The following is a 13,267-nucleotide window of genomic DNA, read 5'->3' on the forward strand; positions in this document are numbered from 1 at the left end:
AGAGTTAAAAACTTACTGAACAGGGAACAATAAGGCTATCGGAGGGCCTAACGTTGGGGAAAAACATATCCATGAAAGATGGCACAACAACCTCGGCAGAATATCTGCTTGAGGCGCGTGGCATCACCAAAATGTATGGTGACCTTGCCGCAAACAATGACGTCGCCCTGAAGATTGCACCGGGAGAAATCCACGCACTCCTCGGGGAAAACGGGGCAGGAAAATCCACTCTGGTTAAAATTATCTATGGATCAATTCAACCAACTGAGGGTGAACTTTTCTGGCTGGGAACAAAGGTACACATCGCCAATCCCGCCGCCGCTCGAAATCTTGGCGTTGGCATGGTGTTCCAGCACTTCTCGCTTTTTGAAGCTTTGAACGTCGCAGAGAACATTGCTCTTGCTCTCCCAAAAGACACCGACATCAAGGATCTCTCAGAAAAAATATCGAAAGTATCCCAAGAATACGGTTTACCTCTGGAACCAACGGCACTTGTTGCTGATCTTTCTGTTGGGGAACGTCAACGTATCGAAATCGTCCGTTGCCTCTTACAGGAACCTCGCTTGTTGATTATGGATGAACCAACGGCAATCCTGACCCCTCAAGAAGCAGATCAACTCTTTCTAACACTGGAACGTCTCGCCAGTGAAGGCTGCGCTGTTCTCTATATTTCTCATCGCTTGGATGAAGTAAAAAGACTTTGCCACGACGCGACAATTCTCCGTATGGGGAAGGTCGTCGGCCACGTCGACCCCCAACAGGAAACCGCAGCCAGTCTCGCCCGCTTGATGGTTGGTGCAGACGTACACGCGATTAATGCCAACCGCGCTTATAATCCTGGCGATACTCTTTTGAACCTCAAGAACCTCTGCCAGGATGCCGATGGCCCATTTGGTGTTTCTTTGGTGGATATCAACCTCAACGTAAAAGCCGGAGAGGTTGTGGCAATCGCAGGTGTTGCTGGAAATGGACAATCCGAACTGTTTGACGCCATCTCAGGAGAACGTACCACAAATTCCGCCGCGACCATCCGTATTGATGGGCGCGATAGTGGTTTAGATAATATAACAACGCGCCGTAAAAATGGCGCTGGCTTTGTGCCCGAAGAACGTCTGGGTCACGGTGCTGTTCCTGGATTGTCTCTTTCTGAAAATATTGTCCTCACACGACATTCTGACGATGATGGTTTATCAAAGTCTGGTTTTCTTGATCGTGAAAGTGCCGTTGCCATCAACGAGAGAATTACCCGAGACTACGATGTACGCAAAGGCAAGCCTGACCCGGAAGCCAGATCCCTTTCCGGGGGTAACTTACAGAAATTTGTCGTTGGCCGTGAACTCGACCGCAAGCCCAAAGTTCTCGTGATCAACCAGCCAACCTGGGGAGTTGATGCCGGCGCAGCAGCTTTAATCCGCCAAGCCATGATTGATCTTGCCCTCAGCGGGTCGGCAGTCTTGGTTATTTCTCAAGATCTTGATGAAATTTTTGAAATTGCAGATCGCATCGCCGTTATTTCCCGAGGGCAACTCTCAGACGCCTACGCCTCTGGTGAGCTTTCTCTTGAAAAAATCGGTTTGCTGATGGCGGGTGAACACGAAAAGAAACCGGCCTCTCAAGATAAAAAGGTAAGCGCATGAAACTCGTACTCGAAAAGCGTTCCGAACATTCGGAACTCATGACGCTTATGTCTCCAATTTTGGCGATTGCTTTAACGGTTGTAACAGGCGCCGTCATTTTTGCTGTTCAGGGCCTTAACCCCTTTTCCGCACTTTTTGTTTATTTCGTAGAGCCTCTCACATCTCTCTGGTCTATTGAAGAAGTATTGGTCAAAGCCGCTCCGCTTATTTTGATTGGTGTAGGATTATCAATTTGTTACATGGCGAATGTTTGGAACATTGGTGCAGAAGGCCAACTAACCATGGGCGCACTCGTCGGGTCCTTTGTTCCCATCGTTTTCTCGTCATGGCAATCCCCGCTGACACTTGTTGTTATGTTGATTATGGGTGCATTAGGTGGAGCAGCATTTGCCGCAATTCCCGCCTTTCTCAAAAACCGATTTAACGCCAATGAAATCCTAACCTCCCTGATGCTGGTTTATATTGCCCAACTCATTCTTGATTGGGTTGTTCGTGGCCCTTGGCGAGACCCAAAAGGCTTTAACTTTCCACAGTCGATTTCTTTTGAAGGTTGGCAACTGATGCCAACACTCGGCGAAGGTCGCGTCCATATCGGAATTATTCTTGCCGTCATCGCCGTTGTAATTTTGACAATCCTTATGAGCAAAACCCTCAAAGGTTTTGAAATACTTGTTATCGGTAACGCACCACGCGCAGGTCGTTTTGCAGGTTTCTCTCGTAAGAAAATCGTCTGGTTCACTCTTTTACTTTCCGGTGGTCTTGCTGGCCTCGCAGGCATTGGCGAAGTCGCAGGTCCAAGCGGCCAATTACAAACGGCGATTTCTCCAGGGTATGGTTTTACGGCCATTATCGTGGCGTTCCTCGGGCGTTTGAACCCGATTGGCGTTCTTTTCGCCGGCGTAATGCTTGCGATAACCTACATTGGCGGCGAAGCTGCACAGATAGACCTTGGCGTTTCGGATAAAACCGCACAGGTTTTCCAAGGCATACTACTCTTTTTCATCCTCGCCTGTGACACCCTGATACTTTATCGAATCAAGTTTTTAGGCACGAAGATAAAACCTCATCAACACGCAGCGGCGGAGTAAGAAAAATGGGTGGAACAGAAGCAATCATTCTTACGATCATCACGGCCTCAACCCCATTATTGTTGGCAGCAATTGGCGAGTTGGTAACCGAACGATCCGGCGTATTAAACCTTGGCGTTGAAGGCATGATGGTCATGGGTGCTGTTTGCGGATTTGGTGCGGCTTATACGACAGGATCACCTTATATCGGTATTTTGGCAGGTATAGCAGGTGGCGTTGTCATGGCCTTTATGTTTGCCGTTATGACGCAAACGCTGGCAACCAATCAAGTTGCAACCGGTTTGGCACTCACCCTTCTCGGCCTTGGTTTATCTGGATTAATCGGGGAATCTTTCGTCGGACTTCCCGGTGCTAAATTGGAACAAATATCAATTCCGTTTCTGAGCACAATACCGTTTATTGGTCCCATTCTTTTTGGGCAGGATATTCTGGTTTACATATCCATTGCCTTGATCTTTGCCACCACATACGTGCTCTTTAAAACCCGCGTTGGCTTGATTATCCGCTCCGTTGGAGACAACCATAACTCGGCACATGCATTGGGCTATAATGTCATTGCCGTTCGTTATGCCTGTATTCTTTTTGGTGGTGCCTGTTCTGGTTTGGCTGGAGCTTACCTTTCGCTTGCTTATACACCACAGTGGATTGAAAACATGACCGCGGGTCGTGGATGGATTGCTTTGGCTCTCGTTGTGTTTTCAACATGGCTGCCCAAACGTCTGGCTATCGGAGCCTATCTGTTTGGCGCCGTTTGGATTATGGGGCTCTATGTACAGGCTCAAGGGTTTGGTATACCCTCACAATTCCTATCTTCACTGCCTTATCTCGTAACAATTATTGCCTTGGTCATTATATCAGGAAACAAGACCCTTACGCGTGTAAATACTCCGGCTTGTATTGGTCAAACCTTTGTTCCTGATCGATAAAATGATATACGTTTGATATATATTGAGATAACAATACAAGACTTATAAGTATAACGTCATCGCATAATCCGGCCAGCGCAGACGTCCCAAAGATTAAACTGGCCGTAAAGAATTCGCTCAACAGGGAATTCACTAATAAGGAAGGAAGACCCAAATGAAAAAATGGTTGGGATTTGCCGCAGCCGTAGCTTTGTCACTCGCGATTGTCCCTAACGCAATTGGATCGGCATCTGCTGCAGATAAATTGAAAGTTGGATTTATCTATGTTGGCCCCGTTGGAGATCACGGTTGGACATACCAGCATGATCAAGGACGTCTGGCTGTCGAAGACAAATTTGGCGATCAGGTTGAAACCACCTTTGTTGAAAAGGTTGCAGAAGGCCCGGATGCTGAACGTGCTATTGAACGTCTTGCTCGTAAAGGCGCAAAACTAATTTTCACGACGTCTTTCGGTTATATGGAACCAACGCTTAAAGTTGCGTCACGTTTCCCTGATGTTAAATTTGAGCATGCTACTGGCTATAAACAGGCCGATAACGTTGCGACTTATTCTTCACGTTTTTACGAAGGCCGTTACATCATTGGCCAAATTGCCGCCAAAATGTCTAAAACAGGCGTAGCAGGTTATATCGGTTCTTTCCCAATTCCAGAAGTTGTGCGTGGCATCAATGCTTTCATGCTTGGCGCCCAGTCTGTAAACCCGGATTTCAAACTAAAAGTTGTTTGGGTGAACTCCTGGTTTGACCCAGGTAAAGAAGCAGATGCTGCCAAAGTTTTGATCGGTCAAGGTGCTGACATTATCTCACAGCACACAGACTCAACAGCACCACTACAAATTGCTGGTGAAAATGGCGTCTATGCCTTTGGTCAGGCTTCTGACATGATTGCTTTTGCACCAAAAACTCAGCTCACCTCTATCGTTGACGACTGGTCCAGCTATTACATTGCCCGTACTCAAGCGGTAATAGATGGCACTTGGAAATCCGGTGATACCTGGGGCGGCATCAAAGACCACATGGTTGGCATGGCACCTTACACGAACATGCCTGATGATATAAAAGCTGAAGCTGAAGCAACTACTGCTAAAATCGTTTCTGGTGAATTCCATCCCTTCCAGGGTCCGATCACCAAACAAGACGGTTCTGTTGCAGCCAAAGAAGGCGAAACAGTTGCTATTGGTGAAATGCTGGGCATGAACTGGTATGTCAAAGGTATCGACGATCAGTTACCTAACTAAGAGCACTTAGGAAATATAGAAGCGCTTTATCAAAGATAAAGGTTTCTATGAGACGTTTGGGAATTACACCAGCCTCGATGAAAATTGAGGTTGGTGCCCAATCTAAAACAAAAAAATAAACATCAGTACGGTGCGGGATATTTTTGATCCCCCGACTGACAACACCATTAAATGAGTATTGTACCAACAGTATGTAACCGCGTGTGCCGGAACTTCTGGCACGCCGAACAATCCAGCGTGTTAAAATAAGGCCTAAGTCATGACGAATATCGATCAGCAAGCAGATAAAATTCTGCGCGGCGCCACTGTAAATTTCAAGGCGAACCCGAGAGTTTCAGGGCAAGAGAACTCTGTTTCCTATGAGGCAAAAGGTGCCATCGTAATCAGTACGTCAGGTCACATTCTCTGGCAGGGCGCTTTTGCAAATCTTCCTACTGAATTTAAAGAGCTTCCCTGTGATGATTATGAAGACAAGCTGATCTTACCGGGCTTTATCGATCCTCATATTCATTTTCCGCAAAACCGTATTCTGGCCGCCCCAGGTAAAGATCTACTCGACTGGTTGAACCGCTTTACCTTCCCCGAAGAAGCCCGCTATTGCTCGGCAGAATACGCAGCCAAAGCCGCCGAGTTCTTCCTCGACCGTTTGTTTGCCAATGGGACGACCTCTTCACTCGCCTTTTGCTCCGTCCATAAAGTTTGTGCCGACACCCTTTTTGCCGCCGCAGAGAAACGTGGCATGGCGATGATTACAGGTAAAACCATGATGGACAGGTTTGCGCCTGATAACGTTTTGGATACGCCTGAAACTGGCGCACGAGATACACAAGAACTCATTAAGAAATGGCATGGTAAAGGACGCTTGAAATATGCCATCACACCACGCTTTGCTGTGACTTCAACCGATGCACAGCTTCAGCTCACAGGCGATCTCTACAAGGATAACCCCAATTGCTTGATGCAAACCCACCTATCCGAAAGTGCGGGCGAAATAGCAACGGTGCAAAAGCAGTTCCCCTGGTCCAAAGATTACACCGACGTTTACGATCACTTTAATCTGCTAGGTGAGAACTCTTTCTTCGCGCATGGTATCCACTTGTCAGACCGGGAATGTGCCCGTTTGTCTGAAAGTGGCTCAACCGTGGTGCACTGCCCGACTTCAAACAATTTCCTTGGTTCCGGCCTGTTCGATATTGACCACCTTGGTAAGGCCGAACGTCCCGTTGGCGTCGGTGTTGCCACAGATGTTGGCGGCGGCACCAGTTATTCCATGTTGCAAACCCTCGGCGAAGCCTACAAAGTTGCCATGCTCAAGGGCCGCAAGATCACAGCCTACGACGCCTTCTATCTCGCCACACTCGGGAACGCCAAACAGCTCAAACTCGACAAAGAAATAGGCAGCCTGGACCCCGGAAAATTCGCCGACATCGTAGTGCTCGACCCCAAAAGCACGCCAGTACTGGCAAGCCGACAGGAAGTCTCAGAAACCCTCGAAGACGTGCTCTTCTCCCTCATGATCCTCGGCGACGACCGGGCCGTCTCAGCCACGTATGTTGCGGGGAAGTGTGTGTATAAGGGCTAAAAATAGCCATTTCCAGCCCTATATAAAGACCACAGCTGATATTCTGTGGTCTTTAATCTCATATAAAAACTTCTAAATCATTTAAAGTTCAACGGCTTGTGCTATCAACCTCGAGGCAATTAATACTATCAGGAATAATAAAGGTTGGTTGAGCACCAATAGTCAAGTCAGCTCTTTCAGCGACAAGTCTCAGTACTCTATGTGAGGAATACACAAAATTTTTCGTCAAACAATACATACGAGAGAAATCAATCTCTCTTTTTTTAGATAACTCTCTTGATAATGCCGTTAAGTCATTTTTATATTTTGTGACAATACCATGTGTATTTTGATCACCAAAAATTACATCATATTCAATAGCTCTCCACTGAAGGTTTGTAATTTGATCTTCGAGATTAGAATATATTAAATCAATATTTTCTTTCCCTTCTATTCCATTTTTAAATTTCCGGATATTATTATAAAGTAAGCTTGTCTCATTATTCGTATTTTTCAAATTATCGATTATGTAAGCGGTACGAATTTTCTCTTGTTCCAAAAGAAAATTAATATGAGGAATTACAAGGTAAGTTCCTCCAGCACCGACAATAACCAATAAGAGTGATAACCAAACGGGCATATCTTTATCAAATAGCCAAGCCATTTTTTCCCCTACCCATCCGAACATACTAAAACATCCACTTTAAATAAGTTAATTTATTCTTCCAATTGCAGTACTTAAGCCCATTTCTAAATTTGCCTTCTGACATTCTTCTTTGATACTATTATATCTTTCCTCGCCTAGAGCCTCCATAAGGCCTTGATAATAGCCTTGGCATTGTTCAATACCTAACTCAGGATCTAACTGTATGGTAACACCGTTATTATTCAAAAAGTTAAGATCACTAATAGCCTCACTAAAAGATACATCGTGTAAGGCAACCGCAATTCCCATCGCAACAAAAATTGCTGCTAAGCGTAACGCCGAAATTTGGATTTTACCCGGGGAGTTAAAATTAAATGAAAAATCGTTAATTAGTTCAGTATCGTAATATCTATTTATTGCCTGAGAAGATTCCATTGTAGAGAACTGATTAATTTCTCCGCGAGATGAAGCAATATACGCAGCAAATAGAAATTTGATTACGTTAGCAGTATCAATAATTCCATCAGGATTTTTCGATTGATATTCATTACCGAAAAATGTGGCTTTTGATTCTCCACCCCAAATAAAATTATCATAAACCTTTCTATAAACCTCTAAAGATAACTTATTTATTACATTATTTTGGCGACCATCTCGTATGTTTATTATCGCATGCCTGTTCTCTAAGCGTTTAGCTAGCGGGCTACTAAAAGAACGTTTTTCAATATTCTTGTTTATCCAGCGAACTCTTCTGGTAGGAATAATCTCATTATTAAAATGAGGTACAGTTATTCCATCTTCTTCTGAGAAATTAGACTCTATTTCGCCGATCAATACAGGGTTATATTGACCACGTCCCGGCACAATAACTAAATCTCCAATTTGCGCATCTCTATAAAGACTACAAACATTTCCAACCGCTGCATTTAGTCCTTTTTCACCGACCACATTAGCCTCAGCAGGCTCACCGCTATAAGATTCAGCTCTCCTATTCGGAGGTATATCAACTGATCCAGAAGAAAATCTGTAAACTTCCATAGACATTCTTAAATGTTGTCTAATTGAATGCACACTCTCGAATGTATCTTCTGTTAATGAGATGCCAGGCAATTCAAGAAACACCTGACTGTGATCAGAAAAGAACTCATACTGTCTTTTCCCTCTACCAGCGTGAAGAGCCCAGACCCTATGGTCTTCTTGAATAATTTTAGTTGCTAAATCAAACGTGGCCACATTAAACCCCTAGTAATATAAACTAAATTTCTTACGAAATTTACATAATATAAATTCAGAGTCCACATATTCCTTAAAAGTTGTGCGCAAATATAATATTTTCCTATAAATTGTATTATCACAATTCATAATTAACATAGAAACAAGTTTTCCGTATCGAAAGATAAAGCTTAAAAGAGTAGATAATTATCTTCCGAATTCTTTTACAGATTAACGATTTAACTAAATTGTTATGAAATAATAGCTCAGGATTTAATCTTGATTTATAAACCTTACGCTTACACATCTTTGGTATCTTACAGCGCAAAGCTATAAACACGACAGCACATAAAATGAAAACAATAATCAGGATCAAGGAAAGGGAGCCTCCTGTAATGCAACTCAAAACAAAGGTTATGTTGATTTTACTATCTTTGTTTGTAGCGTTTGGGGTTCTCCAATATGGCGCGCAAAAATTCATCGTCTATCCAAGTTTTATCGACCTAGAACAAGAACAGGCTAAAACGAATATTGATCGTGTGGTTGAAGCCTTAAAGGTACGCCTCAACAACTTGAAGACCATGAACAGCGACTGGGCTAATTGGGATGATGCAGCGCGATTTGTAACCGATCATAATCCAGAATTTGCCGCATCAAACCTCGTCGATGAGTCCCAATACAATCTGGTTGTAAATTTTATTTTTTTCTATGATCTCAACCACAAACTGGTATGGGGCAAGGTTCTTGACCTGGAAAGTGGTGAAGAACTCGAAATAGAGCCTTATCTAATAGCTTCAAAAGAACGCATTTTGCCCCGTATTCCTAGCTACGGAGATAAAGAAGAAGGTTCCAAAAAACCCCTAACAGGCCTCATCCTCATAGAAGGTAAACCCGTTTTAATCAGTGCGCGGTCCATTCTCTCTTCTGATAATCAAGGGCCAACACGTGGATTTCTAATCTTTGGACGCATAATGACGGAAGGCATCATTCAGAACTTACGTGAACAGACACGTCTCGACCTCAACATTACGCCCTTAACTCAAGAGCAGAAGAACCAAGTGCAACCCTCTCCTTATGTGATTTCGGAAATAGATGCCAACCACCTAGAGATCTCGACTTACCTGCCCGGTATTGATGGTGCTCCCTTATTATTACTTGATGCTCAGTTGCCCCGGGAAATATCGCGTAACGGCCTGAGCAGTATCCTTTACGCTATGGCTTCAACCATTCTTTTTAGTTTATTAATTTTGTTTGTTGTCCTGCTGGCTTTGCAACGGACAATTCTCAAGCCCGTCACTTTACTGCATGACGTAGTCAGAACCCGGCAATCGGGAGACCGTTTGGTGCGCACCGGGTACAAATCTGATGATGAACTTGGTCAACTGGCAAAGGCTTTCGATGAAATGGTTGATGCCATTGATCAAGCAGAACAAAAAATAACCTCACAACGCGACAAACTTTTGGAAATAAACAAACAAAAGAATAAATTCTTTTCAATTATCGCACATGATCTGAAAGGACCCTTTAATAGCCTGCTCGGCTTTTCCAGTATGCTGGCAAATAACTCCAAAAACTTTGATCGCAAAAAAATTGAAGAGTACAGTCAAGACGTACATACCTCTGCGACCAGAGTATTTCGACTTTTGGAGAACTTGCTCGAATGGTCCCGCGTTCAAATGGGGAATTTAAAACTCGCCCCCAAAATGATTAACCTAAAGGAAGTTATTGAAGATAACATCGCCCTGTTCGCACCTACCGTAAAAGACAAATCACTCACCTTGGCCTTGAACAACCTTGAACAAATTGACGTTTATTCCGATTTTCATATTGTCGACACCGTTATTCGAAACCTCGTAAATAACGCTATTAAGTTCACCCCGAATGGCGGCAACATCTTAATAGATGTAAAAAGAAAGGATACTTGGGCAGAAATATCTGTGATCGACAGCGGGGTTGGGATTTCACAGGAAAAAGTCTTCCATCTGTTTAATCTTGATGAAAAAACCTCCACGCCGGGCACCTCTGGTGAAGTAGGTACAGGCCTTGGTCTTCACCTTTGTAAAGAGCTTTTGGAAAAACAAGGTGGGCAATTAGTAGTAAAAAGCCAGCTTGGTAAAGGCTCGGCCTTTAGTTTTACACTACCTCTGCAGAAGCCTTAATTGGAAACTTCACAGCTGTAAGTAAATTTAACTCAAACTTTTGATTCCATAAATTCCGCATAAATATGCGACATGCTGGTATTTATTGAGAGTTACTGGTATTTCGACAGTATGTTTCTTTTCCATGGCGGCAAGAGCCTGGGGAGAAACAAGTGTCACCTCTAAGTTAACAACAATCTGGATCAAAGCCTCCATTTTAAAGGTATCAGGACCGCCTGCAAATTTACCTTTTTTGGCACGTTTTTTAATCACAGTTTTTGTGATTTTGTTTTCTGTAAAAAAATCTTCTATTGATGTTTTGAACTTGGAAACGTCCTCAGACTTATCACTATTCCCTAATAAAATTTTTCGAGTGGGAATCTCTATGTGTTTGAAAGTTTCACCTTCCAAGATAACCAGAATTGCTTCATTCGCCTTGAGCTCAATTCCACAAATTCTCATCTGACTTCCACAAATAACACGTTGATAAATTAGTATTGCTCTTAGTCTTAAAGTAGATAAATAGCTTCTGCAAAGACCAAGAACACCCTAACTTTATATAAAATATTGAACCTTATCTCACTCTATCACGACAGATTAGATAACCCGCGGAAATTAAACATACGAAAACAAAAAACCAACTGTTGAGAATTTCCGTCCCGCAACAAAATTTGGAGATTGAGACAATGGATAACATGTTTAAAACAAACAGCATTTGCGTAATAACTGCAAGCCTATTCACCGCAGGATTTGTAGCTCTGACTGCAACACCCGCTTTGGCAGAGTGTGTGTCACTTAGCAATGGTCAAACCGATTGCGGCCGATATCCAACTCATGCAATGAAAAGTAAACCAACAACAGTCAAAAAAGCACAGTATAAAGTTATTGTGCCAACAAGACCCAATGCTCCCAAAGCTATTGTTCAAAAAAAACAGACCCCCGCCCGAGCAAGGACGATTAAAAAGCCGAACAATGGTCCTGTTTTTGGACTCCCTGGAGGTACAGGCACACCTGATCTCGTTGTTTTGCCTGCTTCTGCCGGATCAAGCGGCATGCCAAATAATGGCTATTGCGGAAGTTGGAATGGTGGTAACCAGTCAATTCGCTGGATCATAAGAAACAACGGTACAGCCTTAGCCCCAGCAAGTGTCGTAAGTGTTGGATTTGATGTTCCTCTCGGATTGCCATGGAATGATACGTATCCCGCACAACAAAGCTTGAACGTGCCGCCCCTTGCCCCTGGTCAACAATTTTTAATGTCCCACCCCATAGCACCTGCATCCTGGACGCCAACAGGGCATCCTTCTGTACGGTTTGGATTCTTTGCTGACTATCACGCAACCATAAACGAAATTTCAGAAGCGAATAACCATGTAGAAGACGCATTCTGTTTGGGACCCGCAACTTAAGCTCTATACTCAATGGAATAAGGTTTAAAAATAAGATCGGGAAATAAGCTCCCGATCTTATTTTCACCTCAAAGTTACCTTTTATTGCCTTTTTCCCCTCCCTTTCACACCATATTACCTCCCCATCCTAAAATCCTATTTTCACAAAAGAGATTAGGATAACCTGATGAAAAAATCAGTTAGGACAGCCCTCACAGGCATAATCACCACAGCAAGCATTTTCACCTACAGTTCTAATGTGTTTGCGGATAATCAACTAGGTAAAGAGCGTATAGAGGTGGCCTTTGTCCTCGATACGACAGGCTCCATGGTTGATCTCTTAGATGGCGCCAAGCGTAAGATCTGGTCGATTGCCAATACCATTGTTGATATCCATCCCAGCGCTGAAATCAATATGGCCTTAATCGGATATCGGGATATTGGTGATGACTACGTGCTTAAAACCTTTGATATGAGCACTGATATTCAGGGCCTCTATGGCAACCTAATCCGATTTAAAGCCGACGGCGGTGGTGACACTCCTGAGGCCGTTAACGAAGCGCTAAATGCTTCTATGAAAGATTTAGACTGGAGTATGGGTGACGACATACAACGGATCGTCTTTTTAGTTGGGGATGCCCCGCCTCATATGGATTACGAAAATACGCCTCAATATCCGGAAATCATTAAATACGCCAACAAGCATGATATTATCGTCAATACAGTACAAGCGGGTGGTGATCGAGAAACCAGAAAAATTTGGAAAGAGATCGCCCAACGCGGTCACGGAAAATATATTCCGATCCCTCAAGATGGCGGCAGAATTACCGTTATTGAAACACCGTTTGATGGCGACATCATTATCTTGCAAAAGCGTATTGATGAAACCGTCATCCCTTACGGATCTGATGACGAACAATCCACTGTGCGTGAAAAAATGTCGACAAAATCAGAAGCGCCCGAAGCCGTACAGGTTGAAAATTCAAAATTTTACTCGAAACGCACAACGTCAAAGGAAGTCATCACAGGTGGTGGCGATCTGATCGCGGACATCAGAAACGGGGTCATCTCTTTGGACAAGGTTGAAGAAAAAGAGCTACCCGATGATCTACAGGGGTTAACCCAGAAACAAAAGCAAGCTTACATTGATCAAAAACTCGCCGCCAGATCAGAGCTGGAAGACAACATGAGCAAGTTGATCAAAAAATATGACAGTTATGTTGCTGAAAAAGCCAAAGCAGCTCTTAAAGATACAGACGAAACGGACTCATTTGATCAGGCCGTTCAGGAAACCCTGAAAGAACAACTTTACTAACAAGAAAGCAACAAACCTCTCTTTGAATTGCAATCCCCCAAAGATCCATGCTTTTTAAAGAGCAGTTAACACTTAAGGTGAAAATATGTGATATATTTCAGAATATACTTTTGGATAAC

The 13,267-nt window shown here is 43.6% G+C and carries 12 protein-coding genes; 8 read left to right on the plus strand and 4 right to left on the minus strand.

Annotated features, from left to right (window positions below; genetic code table 11):
- Nucleotides 1-71 precede the first annotated feature (71 nt).
- From ACFSKO_RS07375 to ACFSKO_RS07390, 4 genes are all read left to right on the plus strand, one after another.
- The gene (locus ACFSKO_RS07375; RefSeq protein ID WP_380250018.1) at nt 72-1,637 is read left to right on the plus strand and encodes an ABC transporter ATP-binding protein; all 1,566 of its coding nucleotides are present in this window, start codon (nt 72-74) and stop codon (nt 1,635-1,637) included.
- Nucleotides 1,634-2,725, plus strand: coding sequence for an ABC transporter permease (locus ACFSKO_RS07380; protein WP_380250020.1), 1,092 nt, complete (start codon nt 1,634-1,636; stop codon nt 2,723-2,725). Before ACFSKO_RS07375 ends, ACFSKO_RS07380 begins: the two co-directional genes overlap by 4 nt.
- A gap of 5 nt (nt 2,726-2,730) precedes the next feature.
- Entirely contained in the window at nt 2,731-3,651 is a 921-nt protein-coding gene (locus ACFSKO_RS07385) for an ABC transporter permease (RefSeq protein ID WP_380250022.1), read from the plus strand.
- A gap of 154 nt (nt 3,652-3,805) precedes the next feature.
- Entirely contained in the window at nt 3,806-4,888 is a 1,083-nt protein-coding gene (locus tag ACFSKO_RS07390) for a BMP family ABC transporter substrate-binding protein (RefSeq protein ID WP_380250024.1), read from the plus strand.
- Here the strand turns inward: ACFSKO_RS07390 and ACFSKO_RS07395 are convergent.
- Nucleotides 4,881-5,168, minus strand: a complete 288-nt coding sequence (locus ACFSKO_RS07395; protein WP_380250026.1) for a hypothetical protein — start codon at nt 5,166-5,168, stop codon at nt 4,881-4,883. The genes ACFSKO_RS07390 and ACFSKO_RS07395 overlap by 8 nt on opposite strands.
- Between ACFSKO_RS07395 and guaD the strand changes: the two genes are divergently transcribed.
- Entirely contained in the window at nt 5,148-6,470 is a 1,323-nt protein-coding gene (gene guaD, locus ACFSKO_RS07400) for a guanine deaminase (RefSeq protein ID WP_380250028.1), read from the plus strand. The two genes, ACFSKO_RS07395 and guaD, sit on opposite strands and share 21 nt — an antisense overlap.
- Before the next feature lie 88 nt (nt 6,471-6,558).
- Here the strand turns inward: guaD and ACFSKO_RS07405 are convergent, their stop codons facing one another.
- Both ACFSKO_RS07405 and ACFSKO_RS07410 read right to left on the minus strand, forming a co-directional pair.
- Nucleotides 6,559-7,137 carry a hypothetical protein gene (locus tag ACFSKO_RS07405; RefSeq protein WP_380250029.1) on the minus strand — a complete coding sequence of 193 codons (579 nt, stop codon included), beginning with the start codon at nt 7,135-7,137 and terminating at the stop codon, nt 6,559-6,561.
- A 24-nt stretch (nt 7,138-7,161) separates the two neighbouring features.
- Complete coding sequence (locus ACFSKO_RS07410) at nt 7,162-8,328, minus strand: hypothetical protein (RefSeq protein WP_380250031.1); 1,167 nt, start codon at nt 8,326-8,328, stop codon at nt 7,162-7,164.
- 374 nt (nt 8,329-8,702) lie between these two features.
- Between ACFSKO_RS07410 and ACFSKO_RS07415 the strand changes: the two genes are divergently transcribed.
- The gene (locus tag ACFSKO_RS07415; RefSeq protein ID WP_380250033.1) at nt 8,703-10,466 is read left to right on the plus strand and encodes a sensor histidine kinase; all 1,764 of its coding nucleotides are present in this window, start codon (nt 8,703-8,705) and stop codon (nt 10,464-10,466) included.
- A gap of 27 nt (nt 10,467-10,493) precedes the next feature.
- On the opposite strand, the gene ACFSKO_RS07420 is transcribed toward ACFSKO_RS07415, so the two are convergent.
- Nucleotides 10,494-10,907 carry a DUF3010 family protein gene (locus ACFSKO_RS07420; RefSeq protein WP_380250035.1) on the minus strand — a complete coding sequence of 138 codons (414 nt, stop codon included), beginning with the start codon at nt 10,905-10,907 and terminating at the stop codon, nt 10,494-10,496.
- Nucleotides 10,908-11,131: 224 nt separating this feature from the next.
- Here ACFSKO_RS07420 and ACFSKO_RS07425 point away from each other — a divergent pair, with 224 nt between their 5' ends.
- Both ACFSKO_RS07425 and ACFSKO_RS07430 read left to right on the plus strand, forming a co-directional pair.
- Entirely contained in the window at nt 11,132-11,854 is a 723-nt protein-coding gene (locus ACFSKO_RS07425; protein WP_380250037.1) for a CARDB domain-containing protein, read from the plus strand.
- Nucleotides 11,855-12,020: 166 nt separating this feature from the next.
- Nucleotides 12,021-13,148 carry a vWA domain-containing protein gene (locus ACFSKO_RS07430; RefSeq protein ID WP_380250039.1) on the plus strand — a complete coding sequence of 376 codons (1,128 nt, stop codon included), beginning with the start codon at nt 12,021-12,023 and terminating at the stop codon, nt 13,146-13,148.
- The last annotated feature ends 119 nt before the right edge of the window (nt 13,149-13,267 follow it).

Origin of the sequence: Kiloniella antarctica, assembly GCF_042682825.1 — a bacterium.
Lineage (GTDB): Bacteria > Pseudomonadota > Alphaproteobacteria > Kiloniellales > Kiloniellaceae > Kiloniella > Kiloniella antarctica.

Coding starts and splice junctions, on each gene's coding strand:
- ACFSKO_RS07430 (WP_380250039.1), top strand. CDS start 12,021: ATGAAAAAATCAGTTAGGACAGCCCTCACAGGCATAATCACCACAGCA.
- ACFSKO_RS07385 (WP_380250022.1), top strand. CDS start 2,731: ATGGGTGGAACAGAAGCAATCATTCTTACGATCATCACGGCCTCAACC.
- ACFSKO_RS07425 (WP_380250037.1), top strand. CDS start 11,132: ATGGATAACATGTTTAAAACAAACAGCATTTGCGTAATAACTGCAAGC.
- guaD (WP_380250028.1), top strand. CDS start 5,148: ATGACGAATATCGATCAGCAAGCAGATAAAATTCTGCGCGGCGCCACT.
- ACFSKO_RS07405 (WP_380250029.1), bottom strand. CDS start 7,137: ATGTTCGGATGGGTAGGGGAAAAAATGGCTTGGCTATTTGATAAAGAT.
- ACFSKO_RS07390 (WP_380250024.1), top strand. CDS start 3,806: ATGAAAAAATGGTTGGGATTTGCCGCAGCCGTAGCTTTGTCACTCGCG.
- ACFSKO_RS07380 (WP_380250020.1), top strand. CDS start 1,634: ATGAAACTCGTACTCGAAAAGCGTTCCGAACATTCGGAACTCATGACG.
- ACFSKO_RS07420 (WP_380250035.1), bottom strand. CDS start 10,907: ATGAGAATTTGTGGAATTGAGCTCAAGGCGAATGAAGCAATTCTGGTT.
- ACFSKO_RS07375 (WP_380250018.1), top strand. CDS start 72: ATGAAAGATGGCACAACAACCTCGGCAGAATATCTGCTTGAGGCGCGT.
- ACFSKO_RS07415 (WP_380250033.1), top strand. CDS start 8,703: ATGCAACTCAAAACAAAGGTTATGTTGATTTTACTATCTTTGTTTGTA.